The 15670-nt window shown below is 71.1% G+C and carries 13 protein-coding genes, 1 pseudogene and 1 riboswitch; of the genes and pseudogenes, 4 read left to right on the top strand and 10 right to left on the bottom strand.

The features are described 5' to 3' along the window. Positions 1 to 589: 589 nt before the first annotated feature. The 4 genes from DZF91_RS05280 to DZF91_RS05265 all read right to left on the bottom strand — a co-directional run bounded on the left by DZF91_RS05280 (position 590) and on the right by DZF91_RS05265 (position 4528). Entirely contained in the window at positions 590 to 946 is a 357-nt protein-coding gene (locus DZF91_RS05280; RefSeq protein ID WP_117356365.1) for a hypothetical protein, read from the bottom strand. 129 nt (positions 947 to 1075) lie between these two features. Next, positions 1076 to 1693, bottom strand: a complete 618-nt coding sequence (locus DZF91_RS05275; RefSeq protein WP_117356364.1) for a phospholipid scramblase-related protein — start codon at positions 1691 to 1693, stop codon at positions 1076 to 1078. A gap of 165 nt (positions 1694 to 1858) precedes the next feature. Further along, a complete protein-coding gene (gene groL / locus DZF91_RS05270) occupies positions 1859 to 3484 on the bottom strand; it encodes a chaperonin GroEL (RefSeq protein WP_117356363.1) in 1626 nt (541 codons plus the stop codon). A gap of 510 nt (positions 3485 to 3994) precedes the next feature. After that, positions 3995 to 4528, bottom strand: coding sequence for a hypothetical protein (locus tag DZF91_RS05265; RefSeq protein WP_117356368.1), 534 nt, complete (start codon positions 4526 to 4528; stop codon positions 3995 to 3997). A gap of 544 nt (positions 4529 to 5072) precedes the next feature. On the opposite strand from DZF91_RS05265, the gene DZF91_RS05260 reads away from it, so the two are divergent. Next, positions 5073 to 5399: a hypothetical protein gene (locus tag DZF91_RS05260; RefSeq protein ID WP_199486423.1), complete on the top strand. Its 327-nt coding sequence runs from the start codon at positions 5073 to 5075 to the stop codon at positions 5397 to 5399. Between the two features lie 301 nt (positions 5400 to 5700). Here the strand turns inward: DZF91_RS05260 and DZF91_RS41800 are convergent, their stop codons facing one another. From DZF91_RS41800 to thrC, 3 genes are all read right to left on the bottom strand, one after another. Next, the gene (locus DZF91_RS41800) at positions 5701 to 6324 is read right to left on the bottom strand and encodes a nucleotidyltransferase domain-containing protein (RefSeq protein WP_235834097.1); all 624 of its coding nucleotides are present in this window, start codon (positions 6322 to 6324) and stop codon (positions 5701 to 5703) included. A gap of 74 nt (positions 6325 to 6398) precedes the next feature. Then, positions 6399 to 6677 carry a MoaD/ThiS family protein gene (locus DZF91_RS05250; protein ID WP_117356362.1) on the bottom strand — a complete coding sequence of 93 codons (279 nt, stop codon included), beginning with the start codon at positions 6675 to 6677 and terminating at the stop codon, positions 6399 to 6401. 11 nt (positions 6678 to 6688) lie between these two features. Continuing rightward, positions 6689 to 7933, bottom strand: a complete 1245-nt coding sequence (thrC, locus tag DZF91_RS05245) for a threonine synthase (RefSeq protein WP_117356361.1) — start codon at positions 7931 to 7933, stop codon at positions 6689 to 6691. 15 nt (positions 7934 to 7948) lie between these two features. Further along, positions 7949 to 8090: riboswitch (SAM riboswitch) on the bottom strand. Positions 8091 to 8327: 237 nt separating this feature from the next. Here thrC and DZF91_RS05240 point away from each other — a divergent pair. Continuing rightward, on the top strand, positions 8328 to 9758 hold the full coding sequence (locus DZF91_RS05240; protein WP_117356360.1) for an alpha,alpha-trehalose-phosphate synthase (UDP-forming): 1431 nt from the start codon (positions 8328 to 8330) through the stop codon (positions 9756 to 9758). Here the strand turns inward: DZF91_RS05240 and DZF91_RS05235 are convergent. Next, positions 9755 to 10852, bottom strand: a complete 1098-nt coding sequence (locus DZF91_RS05235) for a sulfotransferase family protein (protein ID WP_117356366.1) — start codon at positions 10850 to 10852, stop codon at positions 9755 to 9757. The two genes, DZF91_RS05240 and DZF91_RS05235, sit on opposite strands and share 4 nt — an antisense overlap. Positions 10853 to 11100: 248 nt before the next feature. Beyond that, positions 11101 to 11652, bottom strand: coding sequence for an RNA polymerase sigma factor (locus DZF91_RS05230; protein ID WP_117356359.1), 552 nt, complete (start codon positions 11650 to 11652; stop codon positions 11101 to 11103). 56 nt (positions 11653 to 11708) lie between these two features. On the opposite strand from DZF91_RS05230, the gene DZF91_RS41795 reads away from it, so the two are divergent. Beyond that, positions 11709 to 13949 carry a serine/threonine-protein kinase gene (locus DZF91_RS41795; RefSeq protein WP_235834096.1) on the top strand — a complete coding sequence of 747 codons (2241 nt, stop codon included), beginning with the start codon at positions 11709 to 11711 and terminating at the stop codon, positions 13947 to 13949. 107 nt (positions 13950 to 14056) lie between these two features. On the opposite strand, the gene DZF91_RS05220 is transcribed toward DZF91_RS41795, so the two are convergent. Next, positions 14057 to 15346 carry an FAD-dependent oxidoreductase gene (locus DZF91_RS05220; RefSeq protein WP_117356358.1) on the bottom strand — a complete coding sequence of 430 codons (1290 nt, stop codon included), beginning with the start codon at positions 15344 to 15346 and terminating at the stop codon, positions 14057 to 14059. A gap of 127 nt (positions 15347 to 15473) precedes the next feature. Between DZF91_RS05220 and DZF91_RS41505 the strand changes: the two are divergent. After that, a pseudogene (locus DZF91_RS41505) lies at positions 15474 to 15670 on the top strand (hypothetical protein); the annotation flags it as partial.

Raw genomic sequence — 15670 nt, 5'->3', positions numbered from 1 at the left:
GTTCCTGCGGCTTTCGCTCCGTGGCGACTCGCTTACTTTATCAGTTCCGTCCGGCTTGTCAATTTCCGGCCGATTCTGATTCCACACTTCCCGCCCGCTTTCGCGGCCGTTCCGTGCAGCCCTGCTATTTCACCAGATCCCGGCCGATTCGCAAAATCGAGCCTTTTCCGGTGCCATCTTCCGACCGCGGGCACGGCGAACCGCTTCCGCTGGATCGTTGGATGGTTTCCCCCGGGCCGGCCGCCGTTCGGCGTCCCGCTCCCCGTGGGGCGAAGAGAACAGTATGCCCAGCGGGCGTCCTCGTCAAACCGACTGGCGAAACTTTCTCCGGCACTCGTCCGGAGCAGTCGCCCGTCGGCCTGGCCGACGTCCCCGAGCTGGGCTTTTGTGGTCCAAAGGGCGGTCCGCACCGCCCGTCGGCTGGTTCAACTGGAAGGGGCGGCCGTCTTATTCCGAGGAGGGCGCCCCTGGCGGGGACGAGTCGGAAAATCAGGTGCCGACCGGACGGGCGCGACCCGGCGAGGCGCGACCCGGCGAGGCGCGGCGCTGCGCGGCGCGGGCGGACGGTGGGTGCGCGGGCGGGTCGGCGTCAGTGCTTCGCGAGGAAGCCGCCGACGAACATGATCGTCTCGGCGAGTACCCAGAAGCAGACCGCGATGCTCAGGTTGCGTGCCAGGAGACCCGGACGGCGGCGGACGCCCGGCAGCAGCCAGGACATGACACCGATGCCGAGCCCGACGAACGCGGCCGGAACGGAGAGCCAGACGTAACGGAGAACCGCGTCCCCGCAGTCGGCGTCGTGGGCGGACGCCTCCCCGCAGAACGCCTCGTCGCTCCAGCCGCCGAACGCGGAGAACCCCCAGAGCGCGGCGAGGACGCAGGTGGCGATCGTCGGGACGGCCGGTGACAGCCACCGGCCGTTCGATCGTCCCGGCACGATCCGCACAAGCGGAACGTATCGCGCGGCCGCGTCCCGGGGGAACCCCGCGCGTGCCGCCTCGGCGAGACCATCCGGGACGCTCCCCCGGTCGGTTGCCGCGGCCCGGCACGGGCGCCGGACGAGGTCAGTCCGCGCTCAGACGAGTTCCTTGGACTCGTAGGCCATCAGGTCCAGCACGATCGCCGTGACGACGACCAGGACGCGCAGGCTCTCGGACACTTCCTCGGTGAACTCGACGGCGTAGCGGTCGGCCGTGGTGAACAGCTCGGCGCGCAGTCCCGCCCACTTCTTGGTGATGCCGGCGAACCGGTTGCGCTGGTTGTCGGTCACCGGGAAGGTGCGCAGGCGGAGGTCGCCGATGGCCTGGGCGAGCTCGGTCTCGTCGGCGTCGAGGAGGAAGTACTGGCGGCGGGTGGAGTTGGCCCGGACGGTCCCGACGCGGTCGCCCCGCATCACCTCGTCGCCCTCGTCGCCGGTGACGGCCAGGTGGACGTGGGTGAGCCAGGCGTCCACCTTGTCGATGACGAACCGCGGGGCGTCCGAGGCGTCCTTCAGGACGAGGGTGGCGTGGGAGCTGCGGACGTTCTGCGGGAGGGCCGCGCGGACCGCCTCGCGGCGGCTGCGGACCTGCTGGTCGGTGACGTAGGCGAGCAGGGTGCCCCGGTCGTCCACCACGTCGTACCGCGTCTGGGTCTGCACGACCTTGCGCGGCTGTTCGACCCGCATGCTGGGGAGGTTGAAGAGATCGGTCACACCGCGATCCTGTCAAGCCGTGGCCCGGCAGGTAACCCCGCCGCACCCGAGTGCTCCCATCCAGCCAGGTCACCCGATACAAGACGAAAGGGACGGTCCCGTAGAACGGGACCGTCCCTGGTGTCGGACGTCAGCCCTGCAGGCGTCCGGACTGGCGACGTCGGATCAGAAGTCCATGCCGCCGTCGCCGCCCGGCATGGCCGGGGCGGGGTTCTTCTCGGGCTTCTCGGCGATGACGGCCTCGGTGGTGAGGAACAGCGCCGCGATGGACGCCGCGTTCTGCAGCGCGGAACGCGTCACCTTGGCCGGGTCGAGGATGCCCGCCTCGAACATGTTGACGTACTCGCCGGTCGCGGCGTTGAGGCCCTCACCCGGGGTCAGGTTGCGGACCTTCTCCACCACGACGCCGCCCTCGAGGCCGGCGTTGACCGCGATCTGCTTGAGCGGCTCCTCCAGCGCGCGGCGGACGATGTTGGCGCCGGTGGCCTCGTCGCCGGGCAGCTCGAGCTTGTCGAACGCCTTGGTGCCGGCCTGCAGCAGCGCCACGCCACCACCGGGGACGATGCCCTCCTCGACGGCCGCCTTCGCGTTGCGAACGGCGTCCTCGATGCGGTGCTTGCGCTCCTTCAGCTCGACCTCGGTCGCCGCGCCGGCCTTGATGACGGCGACGCCGCCGGCCAGCTTGGCGAGACGCTCCTGGAGCTTCTCGCGGTCGTAGTCGGAGTCGGTGCGGTCGATCTCGGTGCGGATCTCGTTGACCCGGCCCGCGATCTCGTTGGCGTCACCGGCGCCGTCGACGATCGTGGTCTCGTCCTTGGCCACCACGACCTTGCGGGCGCGGCCCAGCATGTCGAGCGTGGTGTTCTCCAGCTTGAGGCCCACGTCCTCGGAGATCACCTGGCCGCCGGTCAGGATGGCGATGTCGCCGAGCATGGCCTTGCGGCGGTCGCCGAAGCCCGGGGCCTTGACGGCGACGGACTTGAAGATCCCGCGGATCTTGTTGACGACCAGGGTGGCCAGGGCCTCGCCCTCGACGTCCTCGGCGATGATCAGCAGCGGCTTGCCGGACTGCATGACGCCCTCGAGGACGGGCAGCAGGTCCTTGTTGGCCGACGCCTTGCCCTGGACGATCAGGATGTACGGGTCGTCGAGGACCGCTTCCATCCGCTCGGGGTCGGTGACGAAGTACGGCGAGATGTAGCCCTTGTCGAAGCGCATGCCCTCGGTGAGCTCGAGCTCGAGCCCGAAGGTGTTGCTCTCCTCGACGGTGATGACGCCTTCCTTGCCGACCTTGTCCATCGCCTCGGCGATCATCTCGCCGATCTGGGTGTCACCCGCGGAGATGGAGGCCGTGGAGGCGATCTGCTCCTTGGTCTCGACGTCCTTGGCCAGCTTGGAGAGCTCCTCGCTGACCCGCTCGACGGCGGCCTCGATGCCCCGCTTCAGGGACATCGGGTTGGCGCCGGCGGCGACGTTGCGCAGGCCCTCGCGGACGAGCGCCTGGGCGAGGACGGTCGCGGTGGTGGTGCCGTCACCCGCGACGTCGTCGGTCTTCTTGGCTACTTCCTTGACGAGCTCGGCGCCGATCTTCTCCCAGGCGTCCTCGAGCTCGATCTCCTTGGCGATGGACACACCGTCGTTGGTGATCGTGGGGGCGCCCCACTTCTTCTCCAGCACGACGTTGCGGCCCTTGGGACCAAGGGTCACCTTCACGGCATCAGCGAGCTGGTTCATGCCGCGCTCGAGGCCGCGGCGGGCCTCCTCGTCGAACGCGATCATCTTTGCAGCCATAGGCTCCAAGTCCTCCCGGAACAGGGTGGCCATAGACGGATCGAGCCGATGCCCGCGACGGACGACCCCGGCCGACGACTGCCATTCCGCCGCCGATCACAGGGCCTCATCGCCCCGACCCAGACTGTGGAGTTGTCACTCTCCACAGCAGAGTGCCAACGTTTGGTTTAGCACTCTACCCTGCCGAGTGCAAGCGTCCGACCATGTCCCGGCGGTTAGTTCCCGCAACCTCGAACCTCGCGCTCCCAGCTGCGGAAGCACCGTTCCCGCTGGTCCCGGGACGAGTGCGACCGTGCCCCACGACGCCCCACCGTCTGCCGGCGGTCACGGAACAACCGCGGAACACGGGCGGCGGCAAGGCGCGGGCGGGCGCGGCCTGTTCCGCGCGTTCCGCGGCCTCGGCCGCCCCTGCCAGCCCGAGCCCGCAACCCAGCAGTGGGAGAGGGCCGCCCCAGTAGCCAGCGGCGACAGCCATCCCTAGAGCTCCCGCGAAGGCTGAATTGACGGCGGTCAGCCAAGAAGGCGGCCCTGTTCTCTCTTGAGTCTGGAGAATCCTTCTCGGGCGTACGCCAAGACCTCGTGTGGGTACGACGCCACTGAGAGGTGGCGGTCATGGCTTCCAGCTTCCCATCGCGCAACGGTGACCTCGTAGCCGGAAACATGCGCGGCCAACTGGAGCAAGAAAGGCGGCATCTCCGATTCATTTATCAGGTCGGCGTGCTGAATCACGAGGTCTCGCATTGCCTGGATGTTGGGAAGAAAGACACTCATCACCCATAGTCGCCACTCGGCGAGTTCGTGCTCCGTCGGGGGTGTCTTGTCGGCGAACGGCGACACGCCGCCGGGGCGCGCATGGCGTTCTACGAATGCGTCGAAGGTGCGTCCGTTGGCTTCCGCAAGCGCGAGCAAGGGGCCGTAGAAGTCGCTGAGCTGCGAATTTATACGGGCCAGCCGCCCCTGGCGCTGCGCCAGGCGCAGGCCATTGAGGTAAGTGGCGACGTAGCCGGCAAAGGCGAGTGTAATCGTGACAGCCAAGGTAATCACAGGGCGAGGATAGGCACTGCCCCCGGGCAAGGTTAAGAGCGCGTGCTGCCTGATTTCCTAGGCGCGTCCACCGTGCGGCGGACGGTCGCCGCGAGTCGCACCGCTGCCTATTCGTCGAGCAGCCCCATGTTCTCCGGGCAGATCTCTAGGGAGTCTCTGGCCGGGTGTGGCCTCGGCCTCTGTGCTCCGGGTTCTGACGGTGGTCCTGGGGTGTTCGCGGAAGGCGGGGCGGGAGGAGTGGGGCGGTGGGGGGCCGGCTCCGGGGTGCTCCGTCGCGCCTCGTGGTGCCGGCGGCGCCGTGGGACGACTCGGGGTCGGGAGGTGTCTCCGAAACGCGCGGCCCGGTCGGCCGGGGCCGAGGCTAGGAGCCGAGCGGTGCGGACGGTGTCGCCGAATTCTTTGTTCGGCTGCCTCTTGGACGTCCGGGGAAGGGTATGAGCGGCGGGCACTTCCATCGCTGAGATCACGAATTATTACAAGGGGCCGATGGAGCTTCGCCGGTCCGCTTCAGGCCACCGAGGAGTCCTGACCGCGGGAGTTCGGGGTGTTATTCAATGTGTATCGGCGCGCCAGATCCGGAGAGGGCTTCTCAAGCGAGGAGACGGTGTTCATGGCAACGTACAAAACGCAAATCCAGTGGGGTAACCCCGGTGACCCCTGGCACGACGACCAGGCACTCGAGATCACCATCGCCAATCGCAATGCGGTGATCCCGAGCAACGGTCGTCCTCCGACCGGCACCACGGTCAGCTGGTCCGGCCCGCGGGGCAACGCCACCGTGACGTTCTTCGACGACGGCGCCAGCTTCTCCGGCACCGCCCAGTTCCCTGGTGAGGGCCCCGTCAGCTACCGCGGCCAGGCCACCTCGTAGCGGAACGGCGCGGGCCTGGTGAGGGACGCCTCACCAGGCCCGCGATCTTTCTTGGCGGCGCGGAAAATGACAGCACGAGGAGCCTGGTCCTGCGCACTCCAAATTCAATCAACTTGGAAACTTGTATCCATGGCGATCCGCCACCTTCGGTGAGGCTGGACCGATATTCGAGTGTGCATTGATCAAGCCCTGGGTCGCACAGGCGGCAGCGTCATGGGCGTGCGCTTGAACCACTCGCGCGTGTACCGGAAGGCATCCGGGACAGAGCCTGGCATTCGTTTAGGCGGCCTGAATCGAACGATCAGGAGCGAAGGCCGGAGGGCCGGTAAGGGTCACTGTGCGGGGCGTGCACCAGAGGGAGGACCTCTTCCTCCAGGCGGCGCGGGACGCGGTGGCCGTAGCGGGTCTCCAGGCGGTCGCGGGCGCGGACGTATCCGGCGACGGCCTCTTCCAGGGTTCTGGGGACGGCCTGGACGCCCAGTGGACGCAGGAGATGGCCGCTCATCGTCAGCAGCTCGCCGCGGACCCTGTCGTCCATGCCCCGGTCGCGCTTACTGATGAGCCACAGGATCCAGTCCCAGAAGTGAGCGTCGACCGCGGGCAGGGTGTCCGGACCGACCCGCCACGGGCCCGCCGGGCGGCGCGGGACGTCGCGGAACAGAAGGTCCACCTTGACGGGACCGGTGAACACGAGCAGGTAGCTCGCGCACTGGCCGAGGGGGTCCCACTGCGCCGCCACCGGATCGAACGGCGCGACGAGACCGGGCAGGTCGGCGGCCACCTCGCCGAAGTCGTCCACGGACACGGCGTAGTCCCAGTCCGAACTTCGTGACGCCGTCCCCCGCGCCCGCGACCCGACCAGTTCCACCCCCTGTACTGCCGGATGGGCGCGCAGCACTCCGGCGACTTCCTCCGCTATTCCCATGACCTTGCCTTTACCCGCCCTTGCAACACGAAAAGCCCCCTTCCGTCAAGAAAGAGGGCTTTCGCGTGTCTGCGTCAGCCGCCGGCGACGGCGGGGATGATGGAGATCTGCGTTCCGGCAGGGGTGGGAGTGTCCAGCCCCTCGGCGAAACGGACGTCCTCGTCGCCGACGTAGACGTTGACGAAGCGGCGGATCTTGCCGTTGTCGTCCAGGATGCGGGCGGAGATGCCGGAGTAGGACGACTCCAGGTCGGCGACCACGGCGCGCAGGGTGCCGCCCTCGGCGGCCACCTCGGACTCGCCGCCGGTGTAGGTCCGCAGGATGGTCGGGATGCGGACGGACACGGTGCTCATGGGGGCTCCTCTCAGGCGATCCCGGCCGCGCGGAACGCGTCCAGGGTGGGGGCGATGTTGGCGGTGGGCGCGACGACCGGGGCGACCGCGTCCAGGGTCTTCAGACCGTCCCCGGAGTTGATGATCACGGTCTCGGCGGACGGGTCCAGCGTTCCGGACTCGGCGAGCTTCTTGAGCACGCCGACCGTGACGCCGCCGGCGGTCTCACCGAAGATCCCCTCGGTGGCGGCGAGCAGCCGGATGCCCTCCACGACCTGCTCGTCGGTCACGTCCTCGACCGTGCCGCCGGTGCGGCGGGCGACGTCCAGCACGTACGTGCCGTCCGCCGGGTTCCCGATCGCGAGGGACTTGGCGATGGTGTCGGGCTTGACCGGGCGGAACACGTCCCAGCCCTGCTTGAACGCGTGAGCGACGGGGTCGCAGCCGGCGGGCTGCGCGCCGAACACCCGGTACGGCTTGTCCTCGACCAGGCCGAGCTTGATCAGCTCCTGGAACGCCTTGTCGATCTTGGTGAGCTGGGACCCGGACGCGACCGGGACCACGATCTGGTCCGGCAGCCGCCAGCCGAGCTGCTCGGCGATCTCGTAGCCGAGCGTCTTGGAGCCCTCGGCGTAGTACGGGCGGACGTTGACGTTGACGAACGCCCAGTCCTCCTGCTCGCCCGCGATCTCGGAGGCGAGCCGGTTGACGTCGTCGTAGTTGCCGTCCACGGTGACGAACGTGCCGCCGTACACCGCCGTCGTGATGATCTTCTGAGCCTCCAGGTCGGACGGCACGAACACCGCGCTGCGGATGCCCGCGCGGGCCGCCGCGGCGGCGACGGCGTTCGCGAGGTTCCCGGTGGACGGGCAGGCCAGCACCTTGAACCCCAGTTCGCGGGCGGCGGCGAGCGCGACGGCGACCACGCGGTCCTTGAACGAGTGCGTCGGGTTGCCGCTGTCGTCCTTCACCCAGAGCCTGGTGAGGCCGAGCGTCTCGGCGAGGTGGTCGGCGCGGACGAGCCGGGTCAGGCCGGGCTCGGTGTTGGGCGTCTCCTCGATGTGGGACGGGACGGGCAGCAGGCCCTTGTACCGCCAGATGTTGCGCGGTCCCGCCTCGATCGAGGCGCGGGTGACGTCGCCGAAGTCGTAGGAGATCTCCAGCGGCCCGAAACACTCCTCGCACGCGTAGTGCGGTCCGAGGTCGCGGCTGTGGCCGCATTCGCGGCAGGTCAGCGCGGTGGCGGGTCCGAGATTCGTCGCAGACGTGAGCGCCATGAAGCGAGGCCCTTCTCCCCATCTTCCCTGCGCCGCTTTGGTCGCAGGCCGGAGTTGGCACCACTTCCCGGTCGGCCTCGCGGGTTCGCGAGCGCGCACTAACCGGGTGGTTGCCGGGGCTTCGTAGGGCCGGTCCCTCCACCCCTCTGGATGAGCGTTATGAAGTTATGGAACGGGTTCTTTTCAGAACTCCGTGGCCCGAGATTACATGACTTGACCGGTTCCCGGACAGCGCCGTCTCGCCGGTTGAGACACCGTCCGGCCGTGGCCTTGGTCACGCGGCGGGCCTTTTTCACGCCCGGCGCATTCGCCCAAGGAGGCGGTGGAGGCGGCCGGACGGGAATCCACGCGGGTCCCTTTGATGTCCGGGCGCCCCGGCTGAGACGCTGCTCCCATGAGTCGAATCGTGGTCGCGTCCAACCGTGGTCCGGTGTCGTTCTCGCGGAGCGAGGGCGGCGGGCTGACCGCCCGGCGGGGCGGTGGCGGGCTGGTGTCGGGCCTGGCGGGCGTCGCCGCCGGCACGGAGGTGCTGTGGGTCTGCGCGGCGCTCGGCGACGCCGACCGGGAGGCCGCGGGCCGGGCCCCGGACGGGCGGCTCGACCTGGCCGGGCACGACACCGGCGGCGCGGCGGTGCGGATGCTCGACATCCCCGCCCCGACGTTCCAGCGGGCCTACAACTCGGTCGCGAACTCGACGCTCTGGTTCGTCCACCACCTGCTGTACGAGACGCCGCGCGCGCCGCACTTCGACGCGCGGTTCCGGCGCGACTGGCAGTCCTACGAGGCCTACAACGCGGCGTTCGCGGACGCGGTGGCCCAGTCGGCCGAGCCGGGCGCGAAGGCGGTCGTGCAGGACTACCACCTGTCGCTCGCGCCGCGGATGCTCCGCGAGCGGCGTCCCGACCTGCGCGTCGCGCACTTTTCGCACACGCCGTGGGCGCCGCCGGAGTACTTCCGGATGCTGCCGGACGACCTCGTGATCGCCGTCCTCGGCGGCATCCTGGGCGCGGACCACGCGGGCTTCCTGACCCGGCGCTGGGCGGACGCGTTCCTGGCCTGCTGCGACCAGCTCCTGCCGGGCGCGCGGGTGGAGGACCGCGACGTGACCTACGCGGGGCGGACGACCCGGGTCGGCGTCCACGGGCTCGGTGTGGACGGAAGGTCCCTGCGCGAACGAGCCGCGCGTCCGGACGTCGCCGAGCGCAGGGAGGCACTCCGCGCGCAGGTGGGGGGCCGCAAGCTGATCGTCCGCGTGGACCGGACGGAGCTGTCGAAGAACATCGTGCGCGGACTGGCCGCCTACCGCGAACTGCTCGCGACGCATCCCGAATGGCACGGACGGGTCGTCCACCTGGCGTTCGCCTACCCTTCGCGGACGGACCTCGCGGAGTACCGCGCGTACACCGAGGCCGTCCACGAGACGGCGCGGGCGATCTCCGAGGAGTTCGCGACGCCGGACTGGGACCCGCTGATCGTTCAGGTCAACGACGACTATCCGCGGTCGCTCGCGGCCTACTCGCTGGCGGACGTCCTGCTGGTGAACCCGATCCGGGACGGGATGAACCTGGTCGCCAAGGAGGGCCCGGTGCTCTCGGCGGACGGCTGCGCGCTGGTGCTGTCCCGGGAGGCCGGGGCCGCCGCCGAGCTCGCGGACGACGCGCTCCTGGTGAACCCGTACGACGTGTCCAAGACCGCCGAGGCGCTGCACCACGCGCTGCTGATGCCGCCCGGGGAGCGCGCCGCGCGCTGCGGCCGGCTCGCCGCCGCGGCGACCGCGCTCCCGCCCGACCGCTGGTTCGCCGGCCAGCTCGACGCGCTGGACTAGACGAGAGGCGAGAGGTCGGACCGGCCCGGCGGGACGGACCGGGGCCCACCCCCGCTCGCGGCGTCGGCCGGGGTGCGGCTCGCCGCGTCCGCCTCGGTGCCGAGGAGGCTGACGACCGGGTTGGGCTCGTGCAGCCGCCGCCAGCGTTCGCGCATGTCGGCCTTGCGGTGCGCCATGCGGCGGTGCGCGGCGGTCGCGGCGAACTTCGCCAGCAGCGCGGCGCTCGGCCGGGGCATGCCGCTCGGCTCGTAGCCGTAGGCCGTGAGCCGGTCGCCGAACGCCGCCTCGGCGAGGCCGATCTCCCAGGGCTCCAGGCGGCTGCGCCACGAGCCGACGCGTCCGGACGACACGGCCGACCGGGTCCTGCTGTGCCACTTCTTCTGCGGCGGGACGGTCAGCTCGGCGATGTGGCGCGGCTCGGTCATCGCCGGGTCGAACTCCTCGCCGAGGAAGACGCACAGCTTGCGGAGCTCGCCCTCGGGGTCGGCGACGAGGTTCTCGTACCGGAGCTCGTAGTAGGCGTCCGCGCCGAGGCGGTCGGAGGTGCGGCGGCCGGTGTCGACCGCCTCGCGCCAGGCCGCGATGGCGTGGTTGAGGTCGAGCTTGTACCAGGGCATCTCGCGCAGGGACGCCACGCAGTCGCGACCGTCCCGGACGAGGTGGACGAACTGCGCGTCCGGGAACATGCGTAGCAGCGCCGGGACGTGCTTGGAGTAGCTGGGCCGCTTGTCGCCCCAGCGCGCCCGGTCGAACCGGCGCGCGTAGGCGCGGAAGACGATGCCGAGCGCCGAGCCGATCGTGGCCGGGCCGTCGGCGATCTCCTCGGTCACCGCGGCCGGGTCCAGGCCGAGGTCGGCGAACTTGGTCTCGGGCCGCGCGGTGATCCACTCCGCGAGCCGAAGCCTGTTCTCCCTGTCCGTCAGGTCACCGAAGTCGCACCTTCCGGTGTAGGCCGGCAGCACGAACCGGGTCTCGGCGGGGATCGCGAGGCGCGGATGCGAGTGCAGCATCAGCTGGAGCAGCGTCGTCCCGGAGCGCGGGCAGCCGAACACGAAGACCGGACGGGCGGATGTCGGGGCAGGACCGGTGAACATGCACCGCATGGTCGCTCACCGACCGCCCTGACCAGGGCTGATTCGCTTCCGCTTGGCCCACCCCTTGCCGACCCTTGAGGCCCCGTCGCCCGCGGACGGCGATCACGGGGAAACCCCGGCCGGCGGCCGGGCGCCCTCGGGTCGGCGACGGATCGGCCGCAGGCCGATGACCAGGCGGAGGCGGACCGGCGGCACGCCGACGACGATCCGGCAGCGGACCGGCGGCAGGCCGGCGGGCCTGCGGCGGGTCAGGTGTAGGACTCGCCGAGCGTCTGCCGGACCTGCTTGCGCGCCTCGTGGATGCGGGACTTCACCGTGCCCAGCGGCAGTTTGAGCTGCTCGGCGATCTCGGCGTACTCCAGCTGGGAGACGTCGCGCAGCACCAGGGCCTGCACCAGGTCGGGCTTGCGGGACTCCAGGTCCTCCATGGCGTCGAGGATGTCGACCCGGGAGCCGGCGATGACGCTGGTGCGGCGCGGGTCGGGGCGCTGCTGGGGCAGCTCGCCCGCCTGCTCCACCGACCGGCGCTTCAGCGAGCGGTAGGTCGAGCGGGCCGAGTTCGCCACGACGACGTGCAGCCAGGTGGAGAAGCGGGACCGCCCCTCGAAGCGGTGGATGTTGCGTGCGACCTGCAGCAACGCGTCCTGGCACGCCTCCTCGGCGTCCTGCCGGTTGGGCAGGAAGCGGGCCGCGTGGCGCAGCACGTCCGGCTCGATCTTGCGGAGCAGCTCGTCCAGCGCTCCCGCGTCGCCGCGGGCGGCCTTCAGCGCCAGCTCCTCTGTTCTCTCATCGAATGCCATCGCCGTGCCTCGACCTCGCTCGCACACACACCCCGTTTGTTGGGCATGATACGGGAGTGTCCTTCCCCTCTGCTGTCGGCCGTTACCGAATCGATCGCGCTCTCGGGTCCGGGGCGTTCGCCTCAGTGTGGCTCGGTCACGACGACGCCCTCGACTCGATGGTCGCGATCAAAGTCCTGAACGGCAGCCTGATCGACGACCTCGACGTGCGCAACCGCTTCCTGGAGGAGGCGCGGATCCTTCGCCGCGCCGACTCCGAACGGCTGGTCCGCGTGCACGACATCGGCGAGCTCCCGGACGGCCGTCCCTACTTCGTGATGTCGTACGCCGACCGGGGGACGCTCGCGGACCGGATGCGGCGGCGACCGCTTCCGGTCGCCGAGGCGCTCCGGCTCGCCGAGGCCACCTCGTACGGCGTGGAGGTCATCAACACGCTCGGGGTGATCCACCGCGACCTCAAGCCGTCGAACGTGCTGTTCCAGTCCACCCCGGACGGCGGCGAGAAGGTCCTCATCGCCGACCTCGGGCTGGCCAAGGCGCTGGCGCACGCGTCCGGCGCGTTCACCCTCCCGGTCGGGACGCCCGGCTACATGTCGCCCGAGCAGGCCCGCTTCGGCGGCGGCCTGGACGTGCGCGCCGACGTGTACGGGCTGGGCGCGCTCACCTTCCACATGCTGACCGGACGGCCGCCCGGGCAGGCGCCGATCCGGGTCCCGCCGAGCGAACTGCGCGAGGGCCTGCCCGCGGGCACCGACGAGGTCGTGCTGCGCGCGCTGGAGGTCGAGCGGGAGAAGCGCTGGCCGACGGCCGAGGCGTTCGGCGAGGCGCTGGCCGAGCTGCGCGCGAAGGCGCTGGCGGACGAGGCCGGGGATGCGGCGGGCGAGGCCGCGGACGGGCCGTCCGGGGAGCCCCCCGCGACGGTCGTCGGGCTCGCGTCCCGTGCCGCGGCGGAGGCCCCGGCCACCGTTGTGGACGTGCCGTCGCCACAGCGGCCCGGTGTTTCCGGCGAACCTGACACCGTGTCCGACGCGTCATATTCCGGTGTCCAGGACGAGGCACCGGAGGCGACCGTGCGCGACCATTCTCCCCACCATCCCTACGGTGACCGTCCGCCCGGCTCGGAGACCCTTCCGCCGGACGGCGGGGCCGACGACGACCGCACCACCGAGATGCATCTGCCGTCCGGGCAGGCGGGTCCGGCCGGGGGGCCGCGCTCCTCGTCCGCCGGGGCGGGCTACCCGGTGGGAGCGCCGCGCGACAGCGGCGAGGCGACCATCCTCGACCGGCCCGCGGGACGGTTCGCCGAGCCGGCGCGTCCCCCGGCGGGCAACGACGGCAAGACGTCGGTGTTCTCGTCGGCCGACCAGCACTACGAACCGGGTCCCGGGCAGAGCCCCGGCCCCGGCGGGCACCCGTTCGACCCGGGGCAGAGCCCGGGGCCGGGCGGGCATCCGTACGGGCCGGGTCCCGGGCCGGGGCAGAGCGCGCCTCCGCAGGGCTACCCGCCCTACCAGCCCCAGCAGTCCGCGCCGCAGCCTCCGCCGGGGGCGTCCGACAAGGGCTCGCCGTTCGGGCGGCGGAAGAAGGACGCCGGCGGATCGGGCGGCGGTCCCGGCGGACCGTCCGGGCCCGGGGGCGGCGGCGGTGGCGGAGGCGACGGCGGCGGTGACCGGCGCCGGTACCTGACGCCGCTGCTGATCACGGCCGCGGTGCTGGCGGTCGCGCTCGTCGGTGGGCTCGCGCTCGGCACGATCTTCAGCAAGGACGACGGCAAGGGCACGAAGGGCAAGGACGGCAAGAAGACGTCCGTCCCCGCCGACTTCGTCAAGGTGACGGACGACTCGGGCAAGATCACCGCCTCCGTGCCCAAGGCGTGGCCGAAGGCCGGCCCGGACCGCACCTGGCTGCCGAGCGGCCTCGGGTTCGCCGGGGACGCCACGGCCCGTCCCGTCCTGCGGGCGACCCCGGACGTGGCGAAGTTCCGCGGCGTCGGCACCGCGCCCGGCGTCTTCGTCGGCCTCACCACCGCGATGCCGAAGTCGCAGCCGCTGCCGCCCGGCGTCTCGACGCACTCGTCCTGCACCAAGGGCGCGCCGGAGGAGTACGCCTCGCCGGACAAGGCGCTCACCGGGACGATCCTGCGTTTCACCGGCTGCAAGACCGGGACGCCGCTGGTCACCGAGGTCGCGCTGCACTCGGCCGACCAGAAGTTCGGCGCGTGGGTGCGGATCCGGCAGACCGACAACGCCGACATCGTGAAGCCGATCCTGGACAACCTGAAGCTCCAGGCTCCCTGATCCGCACCACTTCCGACGACGGGCCCCGCGAACGGTTTCGCGGGGCCCGTCGTCGTTCGCCGCTGTCCGTGAACGGGTTCGGGTGAGTGCCGGGGTCCGCAGGCAGGTCAGGTGAGTGCCGGGGTCCGCGGGCGGGTCCAGGTGAGCGCCGGGGTCCGGACGTGCTCGGGCAGGGGTCCGTACCCCACCAGGCGTGCCAGCAGCCGCTGGACGGCCGGGACTCCGCTCGCGCGCACCAGGGCATCCGGCGGTAGCGCTCGTCCGCTGAGCACGCGTTCGACGACGAACCGCTGCGTCAACTGCTGGAACGCCTGGACGGCCATCGTCGGCGGCATCCGGCGGCGCTGCACGGCCGCGAGGTCGGCGGTCCCGACCGTCCCCGTGGCGCGCAGCGCGGGGACGACGCGGTTCGCGGTCGCGACGGCGTCCTGCACGGCGAGGTTGATGCCCACCCCGCCGATCGGCGACATCGCGTGCGCGGCGTCCCCGATGCAGAGCAGTCCGGGCCGGTACCAGCGCCGCAGCCGGTCCACCCGAACGTCCAGGACGCTGATCCGGTCCAGGTCGAGCTCGCCGAGCCGGTCGGCGAAGAACGGCACCAGCTCGGCGACGTCGGCGCGCAGCGCGTCCGCGCCGCGGGCCCGGACCCGCGACCACCCGCCCTTCGGGATCATGTAGGCGGTCTGCCAGTACGTCCCGCGGTCGATCACGGCCATCAGCCGGCCCGGTCCTGGGCGCAGGAACGGGTTCGGGCGGTCGCCGGGCTCGCGCGGCAGGCGGAACCAGGCCACGTCCATCGGCGCGCCCAGGTCGCGGACGGGCAGCCCGGCGGCGCGGCGCAGCGTCGAGTGCCGTCCGTCGGCGGCGACGGTGAGCTCGGCGCGGATCTCGTGCCCGTCCCCGGCGGCGTCCCGGTAGCGGACGCCGGTGACCCGGCCGTCCTCCCGGAGCAGGCCGGTGGCCTCGGCCTTCATCAGCAGCCGGAAGCCGGGCAGGTCGGCCGCGGCCTGCGTGATCATGGTGAGGAAGTCCCACTGCGGGACCATCGCGATGTACGGATGCCGTCCGCGCAGGGCCCCGAGGTCGGCGACGGAGAACTCGCCGCCGTCGGTGACGACGTCCATGCCGAGCACCTTGTGGTGGTCGAGCCGTTCGAAGCGTTCGCCGAGGCCGATCTCGTCCAGGACGTCGAGCGTGGACGGGTGGATCGTGTCGCCGCGGAAGTCGCGCAGGAAGTCCCCGTGCTTCTCCAGGACGACGACGTCGATCCCCGAGCGGGCGAGCAGCAGGCCGAGGACGGCTCCGGCGGGGCCTCCGCCCGCCACGCAGACGGTCGTGCGGCCTGGCTCGCGGTACGGGGCGCGGTCTGTGGCGCGGTCTTCGGTGTGTGCGGTCATGGGCACCACCCCCTCCCTTCGATATTCAACGCTCGATGAGTTTCTGTCAAGGGAATGCGGGCTTGCTTGCGAGCGTTCACCGATATATCGTTAATGCATCGCGATCGAACACTACGAGAGGACGACGATGTACGGACACGCGAAACACCACGAGCACGGCCCGTTCGGCCGGCACGGTCACGGCCCGCACTTCCCCGACGGGCACGAGGCGCGGATGCGCCGCGACGACCCGTTCGGCTGGGGCGGCCCGGGATTCGGCGGCCCCGGCGGTCCGGGCTTCGGCCCGGGCGGCCCCCGAGGGCGCGGCCGGGGACGGGGCGGCGG

Source organism: Actinomadura logoneensis, from assembly GCF_003428695.1.
GTDB lineage: Bacteria > Actinomycetota > Actinomycetes > Streptosporangiales > Streptosporangiaceae > Spirillospora > Spirillospora logoneensis.
The sequence above is the reverse complement of the archived record's forward strand: the minus strand, read 5'-3'. Positions and strand labels throughout refer to the sequence as shown.